This is a genomic window from Micromonospora sp. WMMA1923 (genome assembly GCF_049179195.1).
In the GTDB taxonomy this organism is placed as follows: domain Bacteria; phylum Actinomycetota; class Actinomycetes; order Mycobacteriales; family Micromonosporaceae; genus Micromonospora; species Micromonospora yangpuensis.
The window spans coordinates 4,046,675-4,070,484 of record NZ_JBMHLZ010000001.1 but is presented as its reverse complement, the minus strand read 5'-3'; the positions used below and the strand labels follow the sequence as shown (position 1 = coordinate 4,070,484).

25 protein-coding genes are annotated in these 23,810 nt (G+C 70.3%); 10 read left to right on the top strand and 15 right to left on the bottom strand.

Translation table 11 applies throughout. The features are described from left to right. Window positions 1-6: 6 nt before the first annotated feature. The gene (locus ACN28G_RS18265) at window positions 7-1,809 is read right to left on the bottom strand and encodes an ABC transporter ATP-binding protein (RefSeq protein WP_421479897.1); all 1,803 of its coding nucleotides are present in this window, start codon (window positions 1,807-1,809) and stop codon (window positions 7-9) included. A gap of 115 nt (window positions 1,810-1,924) precedes the next feature. Between ACN28G_RS18265 and ACN28G_RS18260 the strand changes: the two genes are divergently transcribed. From ACN28G_RS18260 to ACN28G_RS18250, 3 genes are all read left to right on the top strand, one after another. After that, on the top strand, window positions 1,925-2,338 hold the full coding sequence (locus ACN28G_RS18260; protein WP_091441904.1) for a hypothetical protein: 414 nt from the start codon (window positions 1,925-1,927) through the stop codon (window positions 2,336-2,338). A gap of 178 nt (window positions 2,339-2,516) precedes the next feature. Further along, a complete protein-coding gene (locus tag ACN28G_RS18255; protein ID WP_421479895.1) occupies window positions 2,517-2,882 on the top strand; it encodes a hypothetical protein in 366 nt (121 codons plus the stop codon). Continuing rightward, window positions 2,882-3,919, top strand: coding sequence for a hypothetical protein (locus ACN28G_RS18250; RefSeq protein ID WP_091441901.1), 1,038 nt, complete (start codon window positions 2,882-2,884; stop codon window positions 3,917-3,919). Before ACN28G_RS18255 ends, ACN28G_RS18250 begins: the two co-directional genes overlap by 1 nt. 87 nt (window positions 3,920-4,006) lie before the next feature. Here the strand turns inward: ACN28G_RS18250 and ACN28G_RS18245 are convergent, their stop codons facing one another. Next, the gene (locus ACN28G_RS18245) at window positions 4,007-5,878 is read right to left on the bottom strand and encodes a carbohydrate-binding module family 20 domain-containing protein (RefSeq protein WP_421479893.1); all 1,872 of its coding nucleotides are present in this window, start codon (window positions 5,876-5,878) and stop codon (window positions 4,007-4,009) included. A 237-nt stretch (window positions 5,879-6,115) separates the two neighbouring features. Between ACN28G_RS18245 and ACN28G_RS18240 the strand changes: the two genes are divergently transcribed. After that, entirely contained in the window at window positions 6,116-7,045 is a 930-nt protein-coding gene (locus ACN28G_RS18240; protein WP_421479892.1) for an LLM class F420-dependent oxidoreductase, read from the top strand. A 739-nt stretch (window positions 7,046-7,784) separates the two neighbouring features. On the opposite strand, the gene ACN28G_RS18235 is transcribed toward ACN28G_RS18240, so the two are convergent. Then, a complete protein-coding gene (locus ACN28G_RS18235; protein WP_421479890.1) occupies window positions 7,785-8,186 on the bottom strand; it encodes a hypothetical protein in 402 nt (133 codons plus the stop codon). A 127-nt stretch (window positions 8,187-8,313) separates the two neighbouring features. Between ACN28G_RS18235 and ACN28G_RS18230 the strand changes: the two genes are divergently transcribed. Beyond that, on the top strand, window positions 8,314-9,732 hold the full coding sequence (locus tag ACN28G_RS18230; protein ID WP_421479888.1) for a D-arabinono-1,4-lactone oxidase: 1,419 nt from the start codon (window positions 8,314-8,316) through the stop codon (window positions 9,730-9,732). Window positions 9,733-9,779: 47 nt separating this feature from the next. Here the strand turns inward: ACN28G_RS18230 and ACN28G_RS18225 are convergent, their stop codons facing one another. From ACN28G_RS18225 to ACN28G_RS18215, 3 genes are all read right to left on the bottom strand, one after another. After that, window positions 9,780-10,922 carry a site-2 protease family protein gene (locus ACN28G_RS18225; protein ID WP_091441894.1) on the bottom strand — a complete coding sequence of 381 codons (1,143 nt, stop codon included), beginning with the start codon at window positions 10,920-10,922 and terminating at the stop codon, window positions 9,780-9,782. Between the two features lie 71 nt (window positions 10,923-10,993). Next, window positions 10,994-11,551 (bottom strand): hypothetical protein, encoded by a 558-nt coding sequence (locus ACN28G_RS18220; RefSeq protein WP_091441889.1) that lies wholly within the window; start codon window positions 11,549-11,551, stop codon window positions 10,994-10,996. 82 nt (window positions 11,552-11,633) lie between these two features. Further along, entirely contained in the window at window positions 11,634-12,122 is a 489-nt protein-coding gene (locus tag ACN28G_RS18215; RefSeq protein ID WP_139135739.1) for a hypothetical protein, read from the bottom strand. Between the two features lie 143 nt (window positions 12,123-12,265). Here ACN28G_RS18215 and ACN28G_RS18210 point away from each other — a divergent pair, with 143 nt between their 5' ends. Both ACN28G_RS18210 and ACN28G_RS18205 read left to right on the top strand, forming a co-directional pair. Beyond that, a complete protein-coding gene (locus ACN28G_RS18210; protein WP_421479886.1) occupies window positions 12,266-12,715 on the top strand; it encodes a hypothetical protein in 450 nt (149 codons plus the stop codon). A gap of 97 nt (window positions 12,716-12,812) precedes the next feature. Further along, the gene (locus tag ACN28G_RS18205; RefSeq protein ID WP_139135738.1) at window positions 12,813-13,904 is read left to right on the top strand and encodes a hypothetical protein; all 1,092 of its coding nucleotides are present in this window, start codon (window positions 12,813-12,815) and stop codon (window positions 13,902-13,904) included. Between the two features lie 12 nt (window positions 13,905-13,916). Here ACN28G_RS18205 and ACN28G_RS18200 read toward each other — a convergent pair whose 3' ends face one another. Beyond that, on the bottom strand, window positions 13,917-14,870 hold the full coding sequence (locus ACN28G_RS18200; protein ID WP_091441875.1) for a hypothetical protein: 954 nt from the start codon (window positions 14,868-14,870) through the stop codon (window positions 13,917-13,919). 221 nt (window positions 14,871-15,091) lie between these two features. Here ACN28G_RS18200 and ACN28G_RS18195 point away from each other — a divergent pair, with 221 nt between their 5' ends. Further along, window positions 15,092-15,661: a hypothetical protein gene (locus ACN28G_RS18195; protein ID WP_421479883.1), complete on the top strand. Its 570-nt coding sequence runs from the start codon at window positions 15,092-15,094 to the stop codon at window positions 15,659-15,661. A gap of 352 nt (window positions 15,662-16,013) precedes the next feature. Next, window positions 16,014-16,277, top strand: coding sequence for a hypothetical protein (locus tag ACN28G_RS18190; protein ID WP_091441868.1), 264 nt, complete (start codon window positions 16,014-16,016; stop codon window positions 16,275-16,277). 161 nt (window positions 16,278-16,438) lie between these two features. On the opposite strand, the gene ACN28G_RS18185 is transcribed toward ACN28G_RS18190, so the two are convergent. The 6 genes from ACN28G_RS18185 to ACN28G_RS18160 all read right to left on the bottom strand — a co-directional run bounded on the left by ACN28G_RS18185 (window position 16,439) and on the right by ACN28G_RS18160 (window position 21,930). Continuing rightward, a complete protein-coding gene (locus ACN28G_RS18185) occupies window positions 16,439-17,122 on the bottom strand; it encodes a hypothetical protein (RefSeq protein WP_421479881.1) in 684 nt (227 codons plus the stop codon). After that, on the bottom strand, window positions 17,122-17,757 hold the full coding sequence (locus tag ACN28G_RS18180) for a hypothetical protein (RefSeq protein ID WP_421479879.1): 636 nt from the start codon (window positions 17,755-17,757) through the stop codon (window positions 17,122-17,124). The genes ACN28G_RS18185 and ACN28G_RS18180 overlap by 1 nt, the downstream gene beginning before the upstream one ends. Before the next feature lie 22 nt (window positions 17,758-17,779). Beyond that, the gene (locus ACN28G_RS18175) at window positions 17,780-18,040 is read right to left on the bottom strand and encodes a hypothetical protein (RefSeq protein WP_091441838.1); all 261 of its coding nucleotides are present in this window, start codon (window positions 18,038-18,040) and stop codon (window positions 17,780-17,782) included. 183 nt (window positions 18,041-18,223) lie between these two features. Further along, complete coding sequence (locus ACN28G_RS18170) at window positions 18,224-18,838, bottom strand: RloB family protein (protein WP_091441857.1); 615 nt, start codon at window positions 18,836-18,838, stop codon at window positions 18,224-18,226. Between the two features lie 6 nt (window positions 18,839-18,844). Then, window positions 18,845-20,155: an AAA family ATPase gene (locus ACN28G_RS18165; protein WP_421479877.1), complete on the bottom strand. Its 1,311-nt coding sequence runs from the start codon at window positions 20,153-20,155 to the stop codon at window positions 18,845-18,847. A gap of 71 nt (window positions 20,156-20,226) precedes the next feature. Continuing rightward, entirely contained in the window at window positions 20,227-21,930 is a 1,704-nt protein-coding gene (locus ACN28G_RS18160; protein WP_217628856.1) for a hypothetical protein, read from the bottom strand. Between the two features lie 178 nt (window positions 21,931-22,108). Between ACN28G_RS18160 and ACN28G_RS18155 the strand changes: the two genes are divergently transcribed. Then, a complete protein-coding gene (locus ACN28G_RS18155; RefSeq protein ID WP_091441850.1) occupies window positions 22,109-22,441 on the top strand; it encodes a hypothetical protein in 333 nt (110 codons plus the stop codon). Window positions 22,442-22,451: 10 nt separating this feature from the next. Here ACN28G_RS18155 and ACN28G_RS18150 read toward each other — a convergent pair whose 3' ends face one another. Together ACN28G_RS18150 and ACN28G_RS18145 are read right to left on the bottom strand one after the other, a co-directional pair. Further along, window positions 22,452-23,153, bottom strand: a complete 702-nt coding sequence (locus ACN28G_RS18150; RefSeq protein ID WP_421479875.1) for a hypothetical protein — start codon at window positions 23,151-23,153, stop codon at window positions 22,452-22,454. Next, window positions 23,150-23,788, bottom strand: coding sequence for a hypothetical protein (locus ACN28G_RS18145; protein WP_421479873.1), 639 nt, complete (start codon window positions 23,786-23,788; stop codon window positions 23,150-23,152). Before ACN28G_RS18145 ends, ACN28G_RS18150 begins: the two co-directional genes overlap by 4 nt. Between the last annotated feature and the right edge of the window lie 22 nt (window positions 23,789-23,810).

Here is a 23,810-nt window from a genome sequence, read left to right as displayed (position 1 = left end):
TCGTCGTCACCGCAGCCACCCCGCCCCGGCAGCCGTTCCGGTGGGGCCGGACGTTCCGCTGGCACCAGGGAGCGGGTCGGGCGAACCGGTGGGGTCGCTGTCGCTGTCGCGGGCGACCAGGGCGCGGTAGCCCGGATTCCGCTCGATCAGCTCGGCGTGGCTGCCGGTGTCGACGATCCGGCCGTCCCGCAGGTACCCGACCGAGTCGGCGTGCCCCAGCAGCAGCGGTGAGGTGGCCAGCACGATCGTGGTCCGGCCGAGGCGGGCCTGGCGCAGCCGCCGGGCCACCCGCGCCTCGGTGTGCGCGTCCACCGCCGAGGTGGGATCGACCAGGATCAGCGCCTCCGGCTCGGCGAGCAGGGCCCGGGCCAGGCGTACCCGTTGTCGTTGGCCACCGGAGAGGGTGCGGCCCCGGGCGTCGACCGGGGAGTCCAGCCCGCCGGGTTGCGAGTCGACCACGTCCCGGGCCGACGCGGCGTGCAGCGCCGCGTGGATCGCCGGGTCGTCGCTGGTCGTCCGGCCGCGCAGCACCTGCCGCAGCGTGCCGGCGAAGAGGTACGCGTCGGGCTCGGCGACCAGGATCCGGGCCCGTACCTCGTCGAGTGCGACGGCGGCCAACGGCACGCCGCCCCAGGTCACGTCGCTGGCGACGTACCGGCCGAGCCGGTCGGCCAGCGCCTCGGCCTGGGCCGGGTCGTCGGCGGCGACACCGAGCACCTGACCTGGGCGTACCACCAGCCCGGTCGCCGGGTCGGCCAACTCGGCGGGCCGCCGCGGCGCCGCCACGCCCGGCCGGCGCCCGGCGGTGGCCGGGTCGGGGGTCAGCCGGAGCAGCCGGACGATCCGGCGGGCGGCGACCCGACCCTGGATGAGCTGGTAGCTGCCCTCCAGCAGGAACCAGACCGGCACGATGAGCACCGCCACGTACCCGTACACGGCGACCAGTTCACCGACGGTGATCGAGCCGTCGATCGCCATCCGCGCGGCCAGCCAGACCACCGCCGCCAGCAACAACCCCGGCAGCACGGGCGTCACCGCCTCGATCCGGCTGCGGGCCGTGCCCACCCGGTACCCCTCGGCGCGCAGCCGCTGGGAACGGTCGGCGTACCGGCGGGCGAACAGGTGCCGGCCGCCGACCCCGGCGAGCACCCGCAGCCCGGCGACGATGTCGTCGGCCCGGGTGGTCAGCTCACCCTGCTGCTGCCGGTACGTCGACTCCACCCGCTCCAGCCGCCGCAGCAGCGGCCCGAGGGCCACCGCGATCACCGGCACCCCGAGCAGCACCAGCACCGCGAGTAGCGGATCGATCGACCAGAGCAGGACGGCGACCAGCACGTACGTCAGCACGGCACCCACACCGGGCCCGGTCAACGTCAACACCTGCGAGGTACGCGTCACGTCGTAACCGCTGACCGTGGCCACGTCACCGGCGGCCAGCCGGCGGGGCAGGACCGCGCCGAGCCGGGCGAGCTGACGCAGCAGCACCTCGGCGGAGCGGGCGCTGGCGTCCTCCCGGACGAAGGTCATCGTGCGGTGCCGGAGGATGCCCAGCCAGGCCAGCCCGAACCCGGCCAGCAGGATCGCGGTCGCCCAGCCGAGCAACGCCCGGTGGTCGCCCGCGCGGAGCCCGTCGTCGATGGCCCGGGAGATGAGGTACGGCCGCAGGGCCAGCCCGGCCATCCAGGCCGTCCCGAACACGCTGCCGCGCAGCACCCGCAACGGCTGGCACCGGACCAGCCACCAGATGTAGCGCAGCGGACCCGAGGTGTCCGGCGTGCCCGGCTCGGGGTGCGGGATGGCGGGGGGCATCGACTCAGACTAATCACGGAGTCCGGGGACGGCCTGCCCTTTTCCGACACCCGGCCGGGTCCACTGAGTACGCGTACTGTTCCGCGCCCGGCCGGACTGGGTAAGGATCGCAGGCGTGCACACGTCGACGCGTACCCGGAACCTGCTCGGTGGTCTGCTCCTGGCGGTGGTGACCCTCGCCGTCTGGGCGGCCTGGTTGGGCTGGGAGACCGGCTACACCGAGGATCCACGGACCGGTGAGGTCAGCGGCCCGTACGCCGGCTGGCAGGTGGTCGGGTGTGTCGTCACCCTGGTGGTGGTCGGGGCGGTCGCCGGCTGGCTGCTCAAGCCCTGGGTGGTGGTGCCGGTGATGACGGTGGTCTTCACCGCGGCCTGGACGGTCGACGCCGCGGCCAACGACGACTCGGGTCTCTTCGCGGTGGGCGCGATCATGGTGTTGATCGGGATGGCGTTGGCCAGCAGCCTGGTCGCCGGCACCGCGCACCTGGCCCGTCGGCAACGGGCCCCGCGGGGGCGCGACGCGGCCTGACCCGGCGGGCCACGGGCGGGCCACCGTCCGAGCTGGCCGGTGCGTTCCCGCAACTCCCTGTGCTGGTCGTGGATCCGGCGTGGTGGGTCGATCGACCGGCGACGCGCAACCAGGTGGTTGACATCGGCGGCGTCCGATGGCCGACCGAGGCTGGTCGCCCCTCGGATCGTTTTACCAGGTGAGCGCGGGTGTCGACCCCTACCGGGGTGAGCCCGGCCCCCGCCCGGTGCCGCCGGTCACCCGTACCGGCCGGAAGAAGGGAGGCGGGATGGCCCTACCCACCGTCACCGCCAGGTTGGACAAGTCCCGTTACACCCCCGGCGAGCCGATGCTGCTGACCGTGGTCTACGGCGTCGCCGAGGGGCAGCCGCTGACCGTCACCGTGGTCGTCACCGACCAGGCCGGCCGCCGCAGCGCCCCGACCACCGTCACGCCGACGTTCGAGCCGACGACGCTGACCGTCACCGTCTCCGACAGCGCCGGACGGGCGTGGACCCGGCTGTCGGACGACGGGTCGGTCACCGTACACCGGGCGGTGGCGTGATGCCCCTGGTTACCGTGCAGGTCCGCGACAGCCTCGGCAACATCGCCACCGACCAGGTCGAGTACACCGTCACCGCGCCGGTGCTCGGCGGCTACTACCTCTCCGGCAACGCCGACCCCACCGCCGACCTGGTGGGCGGGAACATCCGCTCGCTCACCCAGTACCGTAGCTTCGCCGACGGCAACGTCTTCCCCGGCTACCAGCGACCGTGGCTGCGTACCCTCGGCCTGACCGGCATCATGATCAACATGGTGCTGGAGCTGAAGCACTACGGCGCGCCCGACACCGGGCCGCAGAACTTCACCGTGGACGGCGTCGCCTACCGGGTGCCGGCCCCGAACATGACCATCCAGCAGCGCCCGAACACCACCTGGCCGAAGGCCTACGGGTACGGACAGGTCACCGCCGGCCAGTGCGACGGGCTGCTGGCCCGCGCGCTGTCCCAGTACCGGACCATGGGCTTCGGGGTGAACATCCAGCTCGCCTCGGAGCTGGACACCGACCACGAGTTCGGCACCACCGAGGGCGGTACGGCGTACACCGGGGCCCAGGCCGACGCCCGTGCGGTGACCGCGCTGCGCTACATCGTCGACTGGTTCCGGGCCCGGCAGCTGCCCGCCGGCACCACCTTCTCCGTCGGCACCGGCGGCTGGGACCGCGCCTGCTTCCGGCGGGTGCACCCGGAGTCCCTGATGGGCCGGCTGGACTTCCTGCAGTGGAACGCCTACGCCACCGACCCGAGCCACACCGCGCTGGCCCGGTTCCGCCGGACCAAGGACTGGGCGGTGGCCGACCTCGGCCCGGTGGCGCTGTCCCGACCGGTGCTGATCGCCGAGTGGGGGGTCCGGGTCGCCGAGATACCCGACCAGGCCGGCTGGATCGCCACCGTGCCGGCGGCCATCGCCCAGCTCAACGCGGAGCGGGGCCCGTTGATCGCCCGGACCAACTACTTCAACTCCGGCTGGGGCACCCTCACCCCCAAGGCCCCCGGCCTGGCCGCCCTACACACTGCCTACCACACCCCACCCTACGTGTAAGGAAGGGCCCCTTGTTAACGCTTCCGGTCGAGAGGGGAACCCCTCTCACCGCCCGCTGTTAACAAGGGGCCCTTCCTTACGGTGGGGTTAGCGCCAGGTGGCGGTTAGGGGGGAGCCGGCGGTGCCGGTCCGGTTCGCTCCGTTCTCCCACTGGGTGGCGCCGTTGCCGATCTTGACCAGCTTCCACTCGAAGGAGGTGCCGGCGGGCAGGTCGACCGAGCCGGTCCAGGTCGGGTAGCTGCCCGAGTTGGTGCTCAGTTTGACCCCGCCCGCCGGGTTCCAGTTGCCCAGCTGCGGGATCGAGCCGACGACGTACACCTCCTGGCCCCAGTTGGTCTGCGCGGTCACGGTGAAGCGGGTCGCGCCGGCCGGGACGGTCGGGGTGGGGCCGGTCGTCGGGGTGGCGGTCGGCGTCGGCGTGGGGGTCGCCGTCGGGTTCGGGGTCGTGCCGTCGGTACGGGCGTCCACGTGCAGCGCCACCCCCCGGTCGGCCGGGATGCTGGTGGTGAAGCTGCCCCCGTTGACCGTGATCACGCCACCGGTGCAGGCCTTCGTTCCTCGGTTGAAGGTGCCCCGGGCCACGTTGCAGTACGTGCCGTCGGGCAGGTTGGTGGTGAACGACCGGTTCCACGCGCTGCCGGTGGCGTTGAAGGCCGCGTACCCCCGGTTGCCCCGGGCGAAGCCCAGCCGGCCGTTGCCGTCGGTGACCACGTTGCCGATGGCGGTGCCGGCCACGGCGTTGCGGAAGCTGGGCATCCCGGCGACCTGCTCGTTGCGGTGCTCGCAGATCCAGTCCGAGCCGTTGCAGTTGGTCGCGTTGGTGGTGCCGTTGCTGCTGCTCGGCGGCCCCTGCGCCTTGACCGAGCCGAACGCGTAGCTGGACATCAGCTGCGGTCGGCCGTACGGGTGGGCCATCATGAACGCGTCGGCCAGGTAGTAGCGGGCGCCGTTCTTGTAGGTCAGGGTGGGGGTCTCCCGCTGGGTGTCGTGGTTGTCCACGAACACGATCGCCTGGCTGGAGGTGAGCCCGCCGTAGTTGGGCATGTTGGCGAACTGGGCGATGTTGCCGTCCCGGAAGGCCGAGGCCACCGAGCGCTGGTAGTCGAAGTTGGTCACCGCGCCGTACGGGGCGTACGCGGTGTACGGGACGGTGCCGTCGCCGTACACCTCGTGGAACAGGTCCGGCTTGCCGCCGAAGACCGGTACGTCCTTGAGCCGGCTGATGATGTCGCCCAGGTGCGACTCCTGGACGTGCTTGGCCGCGTCCACCCGGAAGCCGGCCACCCCGAGGTCGATCACCGAGTTCATGTACTTGGCGATCTTGCGTCGGACCTCGGGGTCGGCGGTGTTCAGGTCGGCCAGCGCGAGCAGTTCGCAGTCCTGCACCTCGGCCTTGTTGCCCCAGTTGCTGATGGTGCGGTAGCACGGCCCGAAGTCGGCGTAGCCGTAGCGGTCACCGGAGCCGTCGTTGAACAGGTTCGGGTAGTCGTACTTGCTGTAGACGGTGCCGGCGCTGCCCGGCCCGCTGCCGGCCGAGCCGGTGCCGGTCATGTGGTTGAGCACCATGTCCACATAGATCTTGACGCCCTGGGCCCGGCAGCGTTGCACCATGTCGACGAACTCGGCGCGGGTGCCGCGCCGGGTCTGCTCCACCCGGTACGACACCGGCTGGTAGTCCTGCCACCAGGGGTAGGTGGCACCCTCGGAGCTGGGCAGGACGACGTGCTCCTGGGGCGGGGAGACCTGCACGCCACCCCAGCCGTTGGGGCCGAGGTTGGTCTCGCACTCCTGCGCCACCGAGCTCCACCGCCACTGGAACAGGTGCACGATGGAGTCGCCGTTGGCCTGCACGGCGGCGGTGGCCGGGGGCGCGGCGGCGACGGTGCTCAGGGTGGCCGCCAGTAGCGTGGCGGCCAGGGCGGCGGCCGCTGCGGCGGCCTTCGGTCGGATGGTTCGCATCGACTCTCCTGGGGGACGGGAGCGGTTTGCCGACCAGTGGACGGCAAAGCTTCCTGCAAGTTACGCAAGAAGTTGCGGGTTGCCGAGACCGTAGCAGTGATGTGGGTGATTGTGAACCACCCATTTCGAAGTGGTCACCTGATGAAGTCGCCCTTGCGTGCTCCTGCAAACACTGCAAGAATTTTCGATCCGAGCTTCCGGAGGCGAGCCGGTCGGCCGCTACCTATGCTCGGCCTCATGGAACTTCGGATCTTCACGGAACCCCAGCAGGGGGCCAGCTACGACCAGCTGCTCACGGTGGCCCGCTGCGCCGAGGACGCCGGCTACGCCGCCTTCTTCCGCTCCGACCACTACCTGAAAATGGGTACGGTGAGCGGCGATCCCGGCCCCACCGACGCCTGGACGACCCTGGCCGGGCTGGCCCGCGACACCCGACAGATCCGGCTCGGCACCCTGATGAGCGCGGCCACCTTCCGGCTGCCCGGCCCGCTGGCCATCACCGTGGCCCAGGTCGACGCGATGAGCGGCGGCCGGGTCGAGCTGGGCATCGGCACCGGCTGGTACGCCGAGGAGCACAGCGCCTACGGCATCCCGTTCCCGTCGCTGGGCGAACGCTTCGACCGGCTGGAGGAACAGCTCGCCGTCATCACCGGCCTCTGGTCCACCCCGGCCGGCCAGACCTTTGACCACGACGGCCGGTACTACCCGGTCAGCGGCTCACCGGCGCTACCCAAGCCGGTCCAGCAACCCCGACCGCCGATCCTGCTCGGCGGCATGGGCCCCCGGCGCACCCCCCGGCTGGCCGCCCGCTACGCCGACGAGTTCAACCTGCCGTTCGTCTCCGTCGAGGACACCACCGCCCAGTTCGGCCGGGTCCGCGAGGCCTGCGCCGCGATCGGCCGCGACGCCGACGAACTCACCTACTCCAACGCGCTGGTGCTCTGCTGCGGGCGTACCGAGGACGAGATCCGACGCCGGGCCGCCGCCATCGGCCGCGACGCCGACGAGCTGCGCGCCAACGGCCTGGCCGGCACCCCCGCCGAGGTCGTCGACACCATCGGCCGGTACGCCGCCGCCGGCAGCCAGCGGATCTACCTGCAGATCCTCGACCTCACCGACCTGGACCACCTGGACCTGGTAGCCACCACCGTCCTCCCCCAGGTGTAAGGAAGGGCCCCCTCTTAACGCATTCGGTAGAGCGGGGTACCCCTCTCACACCCACCGGCCCGTCGCGCAGGACCGCGGTGGGCCGGCGGGTGTAACCCATTCGACCCCAGCGCCCGACCGACGGTCAGACAGCAAGGTAGGCGGCGGTCAGCTGGCAGGCGGGCAGACGGCAGTCAAGCGGGCGGCCGGGCGGCCACGCGGCCCGGCAGGCGCGGGCGGGCACGTGGGCAGGCGGCGGTCAGGCCACGGCGGCCGGGCAGGTGGCAGGCGGCGGTCAGGCAGGCGGCCACGCGACCAGGCGGCCCCGTGGCAGGCGGGCACGTGGGCAGGCGGCCACGTGGCAGGCGGGCACGTGGGCAGGCGGCGGTCAGGCGGGTGGGCAGGCGGGCACGCGACCAGGCGGGCACCTGGGCAGGCGGCAACTTCCTTGTTGTGGGGTCTCGGACGGGGTAGGCGGGGACAACATCATGGTTGTTGCGCGACATCCGTGACGGCAGTTTCCCGTGGCGACACGTAGGCGTCACAACCGGGGACGGTTCCGAGGCCCGGGTGGGTGCCGGGGCGTGGTCATGCCTGCGGCGAGAGCGGTTGTCGCCAGCACGTCGGCCACCCATCCGACGATCGCCGGGTACGAGCGACAACGCCTTCACCTGCGACGGCAAGGTCTACGCCGCCGCTTCTACTCCGAGTCTCACGAGTCAGACACCAACGGAACGCTGCCGGTGCCCGAGGTGGTGGGTCACCGCAGGGGGCCACCCGCGGACGGCTCGCGCAGCACCGTGTCCAGCCGTCCGTCCCGGTCGCTGTCCAGGTAGGTGATGTCCGGAATGCCGTCTCCGTCCAGGTCGAACTGCACCACATCGGCCACCCCGTCGCCGTCGAGGTCGGTGACCACCTCGGTCGAGCCGTCCAGGTGGTGGGTGACGATCGACTGCGCCCCGCCGGTACGCGGCGGCGGCCCGGACGGGGGCGTCGGCGCCGGCCCGGGTGCCGGAGCTGGCGTCGGTCCCGGTGCGGGCGTGCTGCCGGCCCGGTGCGTCGGCGGTGCGCTGGCCGGCTCGACACCGACGCCGGTCGGGTCGATCTCCTCTTCGGACGGGAAGACATCGCCTCGCAGGGTGGGATCGCGGTAGCTGCTCATCGTCGTACTGTTCCCCGGTCGGGCCGCGGACAACCGCGCCGCACCGCCGTCCGGACCGTGCGTGACGGGATTATGCCCGCTGGTGACGCCTCGCCGGGTGCGCGGGACGAGGCGTATCGTCCCCGGAATGGCAACGACGAATGGCCCGGCGGCCACCGGCCCGGTGACGGGCGGTTCGGCGACCCCCGGCCCGGCGGCGACCCCCGGCCCGGCGGCGACCCCCGAGCCGGCGACCGCCGAAGCGGCGACCCCCGGGCCGGCGACCGCCGAAGCGGCTGCCACCGGGCCGGCGGCCACCGAGGTGGCGGAGGTGCGGCGGCGTAACTGGGCGGGCAACGTCCACTACGCGGCGGCCCGGTTCCACCGGCCGACCTCGCGGGACGAGCTGCGTCGGCTCGTGGCGGGCAGTGCGCGGCTGCGGGCGGCGGGCTCCGGGCACTCGTTCAACCGCCTCGGTGACACCACCGGGGACCTGGTTTCGCTGGCCGGGCTGCCGGCGGCGGTCCGGATCGACGCCGACCGGCGGACCGTCGCCGTGGCCGGCGGGGTGCGCTACGGCGACCTGGCGACCGTGCTGCACGCCCAGGGGTACGCCCTGGCGAGTATGGCCTCGCTGCCGCACATCTCGGTGGCCGGTTCGATCGCCACCGCCACCCACGGCTCCGGCGCGGCCAACGGTAACCTGGCCACCGCCGTGGCCGGGCTGGAGCTGGTCACCGCCGACGGCGATCTGCTCCGGGTGGGGCGCGGCGACGAGGACTTCGCCGGGATGGTGGTCGGCCTCGGCGCGCTGGGCGTGGTCACCGAGGTCACCCTGGATGTCGTCCCCACCTTCGAGATGCGCCAGTACGTCCACCTCGACCTGCCCCGGGAGGCGCTCGACGCGGCGCTGGACTCGGCGTACAGCGTCAGTGTCTTCACCGACTGGCGTGGGCCGCGTTTCATGCAGGTGTGGCGCAAGCAGCTCGCGGACCAGCCCGCGCCGGCGGCGGATTGGCTGGGTGCCCGGCCCGCCGAGGTGCCGCAGCATCCGGTGCCCGGGATGCCGGCGCAGAGCTGCACGGCCCAGTTCGGCGAGCCGGGGCCGTGGCACGAGCGGCTGCCGCACTTCCGGCTCGGCTTCAACCCGAGCAACGGCGACGAGCTGCAGTCCGAGTACCACCTGCCCCGGTCGGCGGCGGCCGGGGCGCTCGCGGCCCTGGACCCGGTCGCCGACCGGCTCGCCGCCGTGGTCCAGACCTGTGAGGTACGCACCATCGCGGCCGACCGGCTCTGGCTGAGCCCCCAGTACGACCGGGACAGTGTCGCCCTGCACTTCACCTGGATCGCCGACCCGGCGGCGGTGTTGCCGGTGGTGGCCGAGGTGGAGCGGCGACTCGCCCCGTTCGCGCCGCGCCCACACTGGGGGAAGGTGTTCGATGTCGACCCGTCGGCGTTGGCGGCGACGTACCCCCGCTGGGACGACTTCGCCGCCCTGCTCACCCGGCTGGACCCGGCCGGCACCTTCCGCACGGAGGCACTGGACCGTTACTTTCCGCGCGGCTGACCGTCACCGGCTGACCGTCACCGGCTGACCGTCACCGGCTGACCGCGTCACCGGCTGCCGGCGTCGATCTGGTCGCGTAGGGTGCCGCGCTGCACGGCGCGGCTGATGTCGCTGGGGGAGACGATGCCTACCAACTGTCCGCCGGTGACCACCAGGGCCCGGCCGTCGGCGCAGGCGCTGAGCCGGGGGAGCAGGTCGGTCAGCTCCTCCTCCGGGGCGGCCAGCACGAGGTCCTCGGCGCGGCAGGCCACCTCGGCCAGCCGGGTGGTGGCCCGCTTCTCCACCGGCGTGCCGCGTACCCGGTCCAGCGTGACCAGGCCGACCGGCTCGCCGTCGACGGTCAGCGGCAGCGCCGTGTGTCGGTAGGCGAACAGGTAGTTGTCCACGAAGTCCGCCACGGTCAGCTCCCCGGAGGCGGTCTGCGGCTGTGGCGTCATCACGTCGCCGACCCGTACCCCGCGCAGCGCGCTGCCCATTCGGGCCTGGCGCTCCTCCAGGCCGGCCACGCCGATCAGGAACCACCCGATCAACGCCAGCCACAGCCCGCCGAAGCCGGCCCCGACCAGGAACCGCCACAGTCCGAAACCGATCAGCGCCACGCCGAGGATCCAACCGGCCCGCGCGGCCACCACGGTGGCCCGCGTCCGGTCGCCGGTCGCCTTCCACACCGCGGCCCGCAGCACCCGGCCACCGTCCAACGGCGCGGCCGGGAGCATGTTGAAGATCGCCAGGAGTACGTTGATCCCGGCCAACCAGGACAGCGAACCGAGCAGCAGCCCGCCGCCTCCGGCCATCGCGACGCCCAGCGCGATCACCCCGAAGAAGACCCCGAGCAGGAGGCTGACCAGCGGCCCGATGCCGGCGATCCGTAGCTCCGCGCCCGGGTCCCGCGCCTCGCCCTTCAGCTCCGCCACCCCGCCGAAGAGCCAGAGGGTGATCCCCTCGACGGCCAGCCCGTTGCGCTTGGCCACGATCGCGTGGGACACCTCGTGGGCGAGCAACCCGAGGAAGAACACGACAGCGGCGGCCAGCCCGGCCAGCCAGTACAGCCAGCCGGGGTGCCCCGGATACGACCGGGGGAACTGGCTGGCCGACAACGCCCAGGCGATCAGGGCGAAGATGACCAGGACACTCCAGTTCACCCCGACCGGTACGCCCGCGACCCGCCCGAGCCGAAAGCTCGCCCTCATGCCGGACTGGTACCCCGGACGGCCGCGATCATGCCACCGCGCGGCTCACCGCTGCCGCTGTGCGCGGGGCCTTACCGCTGGGGTGCGTTGCCGCCGGACGGAGGCTGGAACACGCTGCCGCGGTGTGCGGTCGCACTGGTCCGGCGCCCGCCCGGCGGGGGCTGCTGCCGATACTGGGAGAGCCGTTCGGCTGCCGCACCGCTGGTCGCCGCCGAACCCGGGCCGGGCTGCTGGGTCGCACCCGCCGGCTGGCTCCAGGGGTTCCGGGTCCGGCTGCCACCCGCGGTCATCGGATTTCCCATGCCGATCTGGGGCGAGTCGTAGATGGGGGTGGCGGACCAGTCCGAGGTGGGCTCACCGCTGGCCGGCTGCGATCGGACGTTGGTCTGCAGTGTAAGCGGGGAGGTGCTGCTCGTCGGACCCCAGATCTGCTGGTAGACCCGTTCGAAGTGGTTCTCCCGGCGTCGGGCTGCGGCCCCCGGCGGGTCCCCCACGTAGGAGACACTCGAAGGGTTGAGTCGCGGGTCACCAGGCTCGAGGTGGGCCCGGACCGCCTCCTCGTAGGGGCCGTAGGACTGTCCGGTCTGAAGGGGTGGGTAGTCCGAGTAGTGGCCGTCGGGGCGGGGCATGGCGGCTCCTGTCAGGTGCGGACCAGAACGATCCTGGTCGGGGGTGGAACGGACGTTCGGGCGGTGGTTCCGCTTCCGTGGCTCAGGAACAGACGGCGGTCTTCCACGCCCGGTAACTCGACTCCAACCTGCCTGCCGAGTCGGCCGCACCGGCCGCCTTCCCGTCGACGTCGCCACCGGTCAGCTTGTCGAGGTGGAGGCTGGACAGCATGAAGGAGTGCGCGACGGCGGTGTTGTGCAGGAGCTTCGCGGCCGGGTTGTCGTACCGCTTCGCGACCGTGGCGAGCGTCTCGCTGCGGTCTGCGGCCGATTCGAGGTCGGCCTCCGCTGCCGTCGCCAACCCGGCGGCGGTGTTCGGCAGGGCCGGGTTCTGCCACGCCAGGTAGGCACGTTGGACGGTGGCGCATTCACCGGCACCGGTCGGAGCCGGCTCACCGGCCGGTGTCGTACTGCCGCTCGGTGTCGTACCGGGCTGCGCAACCGGGGTTACCGGGTCGGCGGCGTCGGAGCAGGCGGTGGTGAGCGCGGCGACGAGGATCAGCGATACGGCGACACGACGGGATCGGGGCACGCCGGACACCTTAGCCGCCGCTGCGGCGGCACGTGTTCGTGTCCCCGGGCGGTGTCGCAGATCATCCGGCCGGATTGAACCAGAGTGCCGGCGCTGCCGTCGTCAGGGAGTCGGTTCGATCAGGGACGATGTGGAGGTCCGCGATGGCAGTCAACCCCGGGGGTACGGAGAACAGCTGGCTGCGGTCGGCCTCGCCGACCAGCGACGGCGGTGCGTCCGGTTACGACAGCCCCGACGAGTACCAGTGGAATCAGGGGCAGTACCAGTTCTACCGGTTCGAAAACGACGGACGGGTGCGGATGAGCAGCTACAACCCCGACTACCAGCCCCATCAGGCAATGCGATCCCTGCGCGATGGCATCGATGAATGCCACCTGCCGTTCACGTCCCCGGCCATCGACCTGAGCGGGCCTCGCGTGCCGTCGTACGCCGCGACATCGACGATGGGCGCCGCCAGCGAGGCCGCCGGGATGAGACTCCGCGGTGCCGGCAGCGCGGGTCGGGGCGGCGAGCCCCGGCGGCCACCCCGGCCCGCTGGGGACCATTCCACCCGGGACCGCCGGCAGCGGGGCAGCCGCGGCACCGGAAACTGATCCGACATCCGATCCGCCTGGACCGGGACGCCACCGGATCCGGTGACCCCCGGTGCGGCGCGACGGCGGCGATCTCTCGCGGAGGAGCAGGAAACGGATGACGACGTACGCAGAGTTCAAGGCCGGACTGTGCCCAGTGACGGACGATCTGTGGATCGCGCTGACGGAGCCGGATCGACACACGGTTCGGGAGTGGCTCAGAATCGTAGGGGTCAATCCGCCGAGCAACGGTGGGGTAAGCCCCGGCCAACTCAAGGACTTCGAGCGGTCCCACCGGATCCCGGTCGGGACCTACCGCATGGAACGAAACTCGAACGGTACCGTGGTGGGCTTGATTCTCACGCCGCGGGAGAACTACCGGGAGTTCCTGCTCGACCTGACCGCGCTGAGGGCGGCGGCGGGCGAGAGTGCCGCTGCCCTGATTCCCCGATCGATCAACCACCACGCCGTCCACGAATGGCTCAGAGCGACCTACCCGGATGGTAATTATCCGCACGCCAGCCGTATCAACATAGAGCATCTCCGAGATTTCGAGAAACAGAACGGTATCCCTCTGGGAGTCTACGAACTGCATCGTACGCCACCGAACCCCCATGTGGACGGCGTGGTCGTCTCGGCCTACGGCAGGTTCCTGGAGACCGGCTCGTTCGATCACCGTGTCGTGAACGAGTGGCTGAAGGTCGCCTATCCGGAGCGCAGGCCGCCGTCGCCCAGTAGGCTCAAAGAGGAGCATCTCCGGGATTTCGAGGCAAATAACGGTATTACTCCGGGGACCTACGAGTTCAGCTACCAGGAAAATCGTAATGTGGATGGAGTGGTCTTCTCGGCCTACGGCACGTTCCTGAGCATCGGTGTGATCGATCACCACGCCGTGCACGGGTGGTTGAAGGCGACCCAGCCGGGAGTCAAACACCCGAAGGAAAGCAAGATCACGGACGGGCACCTCAGGGACTTCGAGGCCTGGCACGACACCCCCGCCGGCACCTGGCGCCTCGAGCGCGACGAGCGTGGTCTCGTCGTGGGGGTCGTCCCTGCTGTCCCGGGCCCCGGCGACGCGGCTGGTGTCGCCGCAGTCGCCGCCCTGTCATCGCCCGGGACGTCCTACCAGTTGCCGCCGCAGTACCAGGCCCCGAGCCAGTTCCACGGCGGTCCCTCCGGATCCCGCCCGTCCGGTCGTGGGCAGGGGTAGCACCCACCCGGCTCAGCTCTGTTGGTACGTCACGGCGGCGTACCCGCAGGGCTGGTGCAGGTGCAGGTAGTAGGCGCCCTCGCCGTACTCGGCCAGGTCCGCGCCGCCGACCAGGCCGACGTACGCCATGGGTTGTCCGCAGCCGGGACAGTCGGGATGCTCGGCGTCCTGGATCCAGTCCGGCCGACCGCCCAGGGTCGAACCGCCCCGGTCCCAGGCGCTTGCCTGGTACGGACTGGTCAGGGCCGCCCCCACCGTCGGCAGCACGCTCGGCGGCTCGTCCGGCCCGGCCGCCGCCGGAAGCCAGTCGGGGCGGGTGTTGCCGGCCCACCAGACCGCGGTACCGGTCGGCGTGACCTGGCTGTACAACGTCGTGTAGCAGGCGCAGAAGTGGCAGGTCTCGATCAGCAGCCGGCCGCTCCAGCCGGTGTGCGCCAACGCCGTACCGGTGGCGGGGTCGGCGGTGTCGAGGTCCGCGACGGCCCAGCTCGCCGACCCGCACCACGGGCAGGTGGTGTCGGTCGCCCGGCGCGGCCCCTCGCGCATGACCCACTGGTACGCGGTGTCGCCACACAGGTCCCGTCGGCTGCCGTCCGGGTCGAGGGCCCAGCCACCCTCGTGGGCGTACCGTGCCGGGTCGACGTGCAGCCGCTCCGCGCCCGCCGGCGGCTGCGTCGACCAGCGGCGCAGCGCGCTCTCGGCCAGCGGGTGGCCGCTGTGCGCCAGGACGGCGAGCAGGTTGTTGAGCCGGTGCGGCGGCTGGCCCTCGTCGACCCGTTCGACGACCCGCCGGACCAGGTCCGCGTCGGCCGCCCGGTACAGCTTCGCCGGCCACCACACGTCCCGGTCGAACAGCACACCCAGGTACGGCGTCAGCCGCTGCGGCTCGCCGTCGGCGATCGTGGACAGCTCCTCGACCGCGTCCTCGTCCCCGTCCGCCGCCCTGCTGACCAGCTCCTCGATCATCAGGCGATCGTAGCCACGGTGATCAACGCTACTGACCGACCCGGCCGTCGACGCGTTCGCGCAGCAGGTCGGCGTGACCCCTCCCCGGTAAGGGGGCCGGATAAACCATCCGACGAGGTGCTCCAGCTCACCCAAGTGCCGTCGAACCGGGCCGAACCGGTCCGGTGCCGGCCACGTCGTGAGGAGGTCGGACATGACCAGGCGAGGCGTGGAGGCACGACATGGCAGACGGTTACAGCAGCCAGGACGAGTACAGCTGGGAGCAACGCGGCGACAGGTTCTACCGGAACGAGAACGGACGGGAGCAGTGGAGCAACCACAACCCCGATTTCAAGCCCGCCGAGGCGATGAGGTCCCTGGACGACGCCATCAGGCTCGTACGCGATCTTGACGGGGTGCAGGAGCAGCTCCGCGCCGAACTCAGGCAGGCTGACCTGACTGACAACAGCCGGCGCGGGATGGTGTCACCGCAGGCGCGGCAGCGGAACCTCGCCGTCCTCGACAACATGCAGCGGGTGCTCGACGAGAACGGGCTCGGAAGTCACTCGTTCAGCAACGACCTCAAGGCGACGAGGGCGCAGTTCCCGTCCCGGCCGGCCGGCCCCGTCCCGGGGGATCGGCCCCTGTCCGGTCCCACGGGCTCGGTGAGCAATGTTGCCGAGATGAGGTTGAACGGCGTCGGCCCCGCGGTGCAGGGTGGCCAGCAGCAGAACGCCAGCGACCCGCATCGCCCGCACCAGGCGGCCGCCCAGTCCGCACCGGGCCCCGCCCAGCAGCCGGCACGGCGCTGAACCAGAACTGATCGCGGTCGGGCCCGGAGACGCTGCCAGCTCGGGCCAGGGATCGGCGTGGTACTCGCCGCCAGCCGGCGGTCAGCCGGCATCCCTGGCCCCGGCCGGGCTACGGACCGCCCGGCGCAGCGGCAGGGCGTAACAGATGGGCGGGTCAGCGCTGGTGGGTGGTGGACTGCGCTGCGGTGGCTGATGAGGCGGGTCGGCTGGCTGAGCTGCCCTGGGTTGCGGGTTGACCCGATCCGGTCGAGGAGAGCACTGCGGCCTGGGAGGTGTCCAGGATGCTGCGGTTCGCACCGGTCAGCCCGTCTGCGCCAGTGTGGAACCGCACCGCATCCCGGTACCCGCGCTTGTGCTGCAACAGCTCATTTATGAACTGCTGCTCCTGCGGCGTTCCGGCAGCGGCGTTACTCGCAGCCACGGTCGCTACCAGATGATCCTGGAGCTTCTGGGCGTTGGCGGGATTCCTGAGGTCGCCAAACTCAGGATGGTGCAGAGCGGATCCGGGTTCGGACGGGCCTGCCATCGTGAACTCCTCAATCTCGGTCGGGTCCTGCTGGATGTCCTCCCCACTACGGACGAGCGTGGCCTGCCGTTCAGCGGGACGATCGGTTGAAGCTCGTGGCTCGCACCGCGTCCGGTCCGGCCGTTTCGATTGGGCCGGTGAGATCCGGTAGACCGCCACTCTTGAGCCAGTCGGCGAACTCCCGCCGCCTCTCCCGGTCGAACACCGCCTTGAGTGCTGGGTGTTGATCCGTCCAAGGCCCGGCCGGCGGGTCAGATCGCGGCACGGTAGGTGGCGAGGTTGTCGGCGGCCCCGGCGAGCTGACCGGTCGCGTCGTGGACGTGGCCCCGGGCGGTGGACAGTTGGCCTTCCAGCGTGAGTACGACGTCGGGCCGGCCGCCGGCGAGGACGGCGTTGAGGGCGTTCTGGGCGTCCCACATGGCTCGGTGGATCTCGGCGAGCTGCCGGGATGCCCGGTTGAGCTGGCTCATCACGGTGTCCAGCCCACCGATCACCTGCCCGGCGATGCTCGTCGAGGTGCCCGACCGAATTGGCGTGTAAGCCGACCCGGCTCCTGTTCCGGTTCGGGTACCGGCCGTGGCACCGCCGCCGGCAGAGCTGCCGGTGCGTTGCGGCGACGCAGCGCGGGAGCCAGCTGAGGTGGTTGCCGTCCTACGCTGGTCACGCCGTTCCCGAAGGTGGTCGAAGCCGGCGACGACGAGTGCCTTGCCCTGGGAACCGAGCATGCCGCCGATGATCGCCCCACCGGTCGAAGCGACGCCTGGCGACACCGGCAACCCGTACTTGGCGGCTCCCAGGCCGGCGAGCATGCCGACCCCTGCGGTGCCCCATTCGACCAGCTTGCCGAGGGCTTCCTTCGCGCTCTCGTACTTGAACCGCCGCGCGAACGGCCGCTCGATCTGTTTGCGGCGGCGGTTCTCTTTACGCCAGCCCATCAGGCCGAGATCGGGTCCAGGTAACCGCAGCTCACTGCGATCAGCAGCGGTAGGTGAATGGCGATGTCCCGGGCAATCTCCTGTGGGGTCGCTCCCGAAGGCTCGTCGCCTTCGGCGACGTTCTCGCTGTCGTCTGCATAGAGCACGCAGGAGTTCCACAGATCGGAATCGCGCCACGAAAACGACCACAGGCCGTAGATGTCGACCGGCACCGCAGCCTTGGGCTGTCCGGCGTGGCCGATCCGGTGTAGATGGGGATCCTCTGGGGTGGAGCCGAGGCCTTCGCCGAGCGGAAGCAACTTGTGGCGGCTGAAGACGGGTTCGAGGTTGGCGTCGGTGTCGAATTCGACCAGGAGGCCGCGGGCGATGAGGCTGTCCACGAGGGTGGTGGCCTTGGGCTCCGGCTTGGGGGCGGTCTCCAGGAACCGGATCAACGACTCCCGGTTGACCTCCAGCTTGGCGTGTCGTTCGGCGTCGTGGAAGGCGGCGGCCCAGACGGCGGCTTCGGTTTCGGTCAGCTCCACCAGGTCGTCGCCGAGGTGGATCTCGTAGCACTCGGGGATCGGGTCGGGTGGGCGTACGTAGCGGTAGCGGGGGCCCATGGTCAGGCCGGCGGGGACGATGACGCGTGGCATGGGGGACCTTCCGGGTGGTTACTCAGAAGCCGCTGGCGTACTGCCGGGTCGCCTCGACGGCTCCCATGGCGAGCTGGGACGCTTCGTCGAGTTTGGCGCGTACCTGCTCCATCCGGGCGATGGCCTCGCCGACGGCGGGGTGTCCGGTGCCGGCGGTGACGGCGCGCAGCATGCTCAGGCTCTGCTCCAACGACTGGTGTACGGCGCGGAGTTGGGCGACGTTCTGTTGGGTCTGTTGGCCGAACTGGTTGATGCCGGCCTTGACTTCTTCAATGGATGCCACTGCGGCGGTTCCTCCCCAGGACCTTGCGCGGACTCGTGGCACGGTACCGGATCATGCACGCTGCGTCAGCCCACGGCCGCCCATCGGTCAGGGAAGTGCCGTGGGACGGGGCCCACACCCGGCCAACAGGGACGGTCCATGCTCAGGGGCGACCGAGTCGCTGGCGATCGGATGACGAGCTGTTCATTGTCTCTGTTCGAGAGTGCGCAGGAAGTGGTGCATTCCCGAGGACGGGTTGTCGTCCGGGAAGGCCGTGCCGTTGGCGGCGTGGCGCTTCTCCAAACGTTCGGCCCGGCGTGCTGCCTGTTTCCGTAACGGAATGTAGATGGCGCTGTCGAGGCTTTTCCCTGGCCGGCCATCCAGTTTGCGGCTCATGCTTTCGGCCTCGTCGGTTCTGACGAACTTGCTCCACTCGCGATGGTGCAGGATGAGCCAGACCTCGAAGCATGGGTTCGAGATGACCAGGCCGATGCCCTTGGCCTCCGCGAGCTGCTTGGCGTCGAAGAGGTTCGGGTGGTTCCGTGGCCATTCGACGTCGAAGATGCACCAGCACTCCTCGACCTCAGGGTCGACGAGCCGGTCCGCAGCCATCTTGACCAGTGTCAGCGGTACCCCCTGCTCGGGGTGAACCTCCAGGTTCAGGGCGGTGTTGTCCGCGATCTCGGGTAGCTTCTTCAGCCCGTTGATGTAGTCGGGCTCGGAGTTCTTACCTTCACAGAACACCACGATGGTGCGTAGTTCCGGGCGGCTGGCGGTCTTGCGCTTGAGGGGCTTCGCCTCACGGCGGCGTTGTCGCATCGTCGGTCAGCCAATCAACCCAAGCGCTCGGAGGAACTCCGTCTGGTCGACCTGGGGCAGGGCGCCAAAACGGCCATGAAGATAGGCGTTTTCGAGATTCTGTGACTTGCGTACCCGCTCACCGGCGAACTCGGCAAGAGCACCAAGCCGGGTGGAGCCGTCGAGGCGCTTCTCGGTGAGCCACACCTCGTCCCGGTTGAGATGGTTCAGCAGACTGGTGTCGTGAGAGGTGAAGATGAGCTGCGCCCCGTGCGGATTGGTGACCGGGCTGCGGAAGACGCGCAGCAACTCGGCGGAGAGAGTCGGATGGAGACTGGCGTCCAACTCGTCGAAGATGACCATCGAGCCGGACTGCAAGGCTGTCAGCACCGGGCCGATCAGCCGGAACCAGGTCCTCGTGCCCTCGGACTCGGCCGAGAACTCGATCGGGGTGGCGCTGCCACCGGACCTGTGCACCAGGCGCAGGCGTCGTTGGGTCCGGGTGTCGCCCGAGCTGGAGTAGACGACTTCCTGCTCGTCGATCACGACATCTTCGATGCCCAGGTCCGCCAGGCGGAGTAGAGCTAGGGCCTGTTCCCGCCGGTTCAGGGTCGGCCATTTGCCGTCCTCCTCTACCGACGAGAAGAGGGAGGGCTGGTCGTCGTCCGGCTTGTCGAACCAGAGGGTTGTCGCCCTGCCACCCCTGCGCGATCGGGGCCGCCTACCGCCGAAGAGGAAGCCCGGCGATCCGTTGACCAACGTCTGACCCAACACCTGGATGCGGAGGATCTCCCGGGCGAAGTTGGCCACGAGCGGCACGTCGAAGCGCCGGGCGACGGACAACGCCAGTGTCCGGTCGGTGAGCAGCTCCCGGGTGCCGGACAACGCCCCGAGCCCGCGCTGGAGCTTCAGCTCCAACCCCTCGCGCTCGAAGATCCGACGTCGCTTCTTCTCCGGGTAGTGGAACAGACCCTCGTACCGGATCTGATTGGCGTCGAGTTCCACGACGTACTCGAAACGCACGCCGTCGATCGTGGCCTCGATGACGAACTCGCTGGTCTCCTCCGGGCCCGTGCCGAAGGCGAACGGCTCCAGGGGGATGCCGTCCTCCCAGAAGCGGAGCGAGTCCTCCACCGCATCGCGCAGCCAGGCGAGCGCGCCGACGATGTTCGACTTGCCGGAGGCGTTCGGCCCGTAGACCGCCGCCAGCGTCAACAGGCTCTCCCCGAGGTGCGGCACTTCCCGGGCGGCCTCCCGGTCGCGGTCCACAGCCACCATCGACAGCTCGACGCCCTCGGCGATCGACCGGTAGTTGCTGGCCTCGAACCTGATCAGCACAGCTGCAGACTACCGGACCTCCTCGACGTCGATACCCGCGACGCTTCGTCGAACTCTGCCGAAAAGTGACCTCAACCTGCACCGGAGGCGCTGACACCTACCGTTGGTCGATCCTTGGCGGGCCCGATGGGGATGTGGTGTCGCCGTTGAAGCTTCTCGCGTTCAACGTCCGGGATCGTCATCGACTCGGCAAGGACGGCGGCGAGTGCGTCCACGTCAGTGCTGTCGATGTCGGTGGAGAAGAGCCAACGGATGTTCTCGTCGCGCGTGATGAGGTCGATCACCGAACGCGTGGCCTTGTCCTGCGCCGCCGGCACCCGAACGTAACGGATCAGCTCGATAGGGATGTCCTGACGGGTCTCGCCCTGCTCAAGGAACGTACTCGCCTTGGCGGTGATGATGCGTCGGTCCGTGACGGCGACCAGTGTCTTGGTCGCCGCCTTGTCCCTCGCTGCTGCCAGCTTGTCTCTCGCTCCGCTGAAGATCGCAGAGACCGGATCGAGGGCGTCGGGCTGGTCGGTGAAGCCGAGGACGCGCAGGGTCTCGCCGTCTTCGAGGAGCCATCGCAGGATACGAAGGTACGGCCCGAGATCCAGCGATCGGGGTGCGCAGACGACGTCCGGAGCCGTGAGCGGAGCAACCGGCGGGTGGAGCGCGTCGGCAAGGGGCTCGATCGCCTCCAGGAGCAGGGCGGAGGTATGGCGGGCTGCCTTGGAGTCCTTCCGCTTTCCCGTCAGTGGCAGGGTGGCGCGTCCGGGAAGCTCGACGATGATTCGTAACTCCCGCGTCAGCGAGTCGATGAGGCGCGTCGACTCGGCAAGGGCGGAGTCGAGTTCCTTGCGGGTGTCCTGGGCGATGATGTCGACGAGCGCTGCCTCGGCGGTGTCTTCGGGGCCAGCGGTTCTCGCCCGCGCGGCGTGGAGCGCCTGGTATCCGATCCAAGCCTTGAGGGAGGCGAGAAGGGCGTTTGCGTCGAAGAGGATCGCTTCGGCATTCGTCTCGAGGTACTCACGGCGGCCACGTGGGTCGACGCGATGGATCTGCCGGACGTGGGAGCCGACGTTCATCCGGTACAGGTCGAGCTGCGTACGCAGGTCTGCCCGTTTGCCGGCGACGGTGTCCCACAGCGAGGTCGGGACCGATTCGAGCTTTCGCGCCTGGTCGACCGTCTGATCGACGGTGGTGACGAGCGCCGTCAGCTCGGCCCACTGCCCGCTCCGGATGGTCGTGAGCACCTGACTGGTCAGTGCGATGTTGGTCCTGACCAGGCCGGTTATCGTACTCAGTTGCATCTGCAGGGCGATCATGGCCAGCGCTGGCCCAAGCGCCGCTACTGTCTGCGCCGCGCCCACGGTGGCAACGGGGATGAACCGGGCCTGACCGATGATCTTGCCGTTGGCGAACACCGCGCCGAGGTTCGCCCCGTCCTTCACCGCGAGCGCCCCGCCGCCCCTCAGCAGGGCCTGCGTCGTGCTGCTGATCCGGTAGAGCCCCTGCGCGCTGGCGAACGCGTTCCCGACGTTACCGGCCACGGCGGCCGTGGTCCCGATCGAGGCGAGGACCGTGGAGATCTGCGTGCGGTCGGCAGCCGACACGAGCCCGAAGTCGATCAGATCGAGCCTGAGTTCCTTCGGGACCTCGCCGAAGACCATGGCGGCACCGGGGAGTACTTCCACCAGGATCGTCGATGGCGCCGTCGAGTCGGTGTCCGGGTTGGATGACGGATCGTCCGTGCCAGGTGAATCGGCGGTACTGCCCTCTTCGTTCGACGTCACCGCGACGACTCCTCCCCGGACCGTGAGCGTGTTCCGTGGCACCGTACCGGATCATGTGAGTTGGGTCGGTCCCCAAGGGAGCGGCTTCCAGTCGGCTATCCGACTTGCCTCCGCGTACTGAAGGTTGTGGTCCGTCTGGTCTCTATTGAGGACCAACGGTCGGCGATAGCATCACCGGATGCCAGAGACGTTTCAGTTCGACCGGGTCGACCGGATCGCCGACATCCTCTACGGTGTCGCGACGGCCAAGGGTCTGATCAGGTATGCCCCGTTGGCGAAACGGGTCGGGCTTCGGCCGGACTTTCTGGGTGTGTTCCTGGACAAGGTGTCGACCAGGGCTGCGGGTCAGGATGAGCCGTTGTGGAGCGCACTCGTGGTGGCGAAGGACAGCGGGAAGCCCAGCGTCGGCTTCTACGGGCTGGCCCGGAAGATGCGCCCGGAGTACAGCGAGCTGACCGACGACGAGGTGTGGGCCAGCGAGCGGGACCGCTGCTACGCGGCAGCGGCGTAGGCCGGGCGGGTCAGATCGCCGATCGGTAGGTGGCCAGGTTGTCGGCGGCCCCGGCGAGCTGACCGGTCGCGTCGTGGACGTGGCCCCGGGCCGTGGACAGTTGGCCTTCCAGCGTGAGTACGACATCGGGCCGACCACCTGCGAGGACGGCGTTGAGGGCGTTCTGGGCGTCCCACATGGCTCGGTGGATCTCGGCGAGCCGCCGGGATGCCCGGTTGAGCTGGCTCATCACGGTGTCCAGCCCACCGATCACCTGCCCGGCGATGCTCGTCGACGTACTGACGCGGGGCAGGGGTGCGGCGGTCGACGAGGCCCCGCCGGATCCGCTGCCGCGTCCGCCTCGGCCGTTGCTTTCACCTGCGCCGCTACGTCCGCCCGCGCCCACGTGACGCCAGCTACGACCCGCGCCGGCACCAGCCGAGGTACGAGTGGCGCGTTGCTCGCGTCGTTCGCGGATGTGGTCGAGGGACGCGGCGACGAAGCCCTTACCGATGCTGCCGAGGGCGCTGCCGACGATGGCGCCGGTGATGACGGAGGCGGACGGGGGCAGGCCGGCCTTGCCGCCGAGCAGCCCGACCAGCGCGCCGAGCGCCGCGCCTGCCTGCTGGACGAGGTTGCCCCCACCCTCCTTGGCCGTCTCGAACCCCACCCGCCGCGCGTACGAGCGCTCCGGTCGCTCACCGGCCCGGTACTGCCGTCTGCGCCAGCTCATTCGTGGACAGGGTCGAGGAAGGCGCACCCCGTGGCGACGAGGAGCGGAAGGTGGTTGGCGACATCACGGGCGATCTCCGCATCCGTGAGCCCCAGCGGTTCTTCACCCTCTTCGATCTCTTCTTCGTCTGCTGCGGCGTAGTAGACGCAAGCCGCCCACAGGTTGGCGCTCTGGTTCGAGAAGGACCAGAGGCCGTACACGTCGTTGGGGAGGGTGAGGATGGGCTGGTTGGCGAGGCCCACCCGGTGCAGGTGCGGTTCCTCGGCGGTGGAGCCGAGGCCCTGGCCCGACGGGAAGAGCTTGTGGCGGCTGAAGACGGGTTCGAGGTTGGCGTCGGTGTCGAATTCGACCAGGAGGCCGCGGGCGATGAGGCTGTCCACGAGGGTGGTGGCCTTGGGCTCCGGCTTGGGGGCGGTCTCCAGGAACCGGATCAACGACTCCCGGTTGACCTCCAGCTTGGCGTGTCGTTCGGCGTCGTGGAAGGCGGCGGCCCAGACGGCGGCTTCGGTTTCGGTCAGTTCCACCAGGTCGTCGCCGAGGTGGATCTCGTAGCACTCGGGGATCGGGTCGGGTGGGCGTACGTAGCGGTAGCGGGGGCCCATGGTCAGGCCGGCGGGGACGATGACGCGTGGCATGGGGGACCTTCCGGGTGGTTAC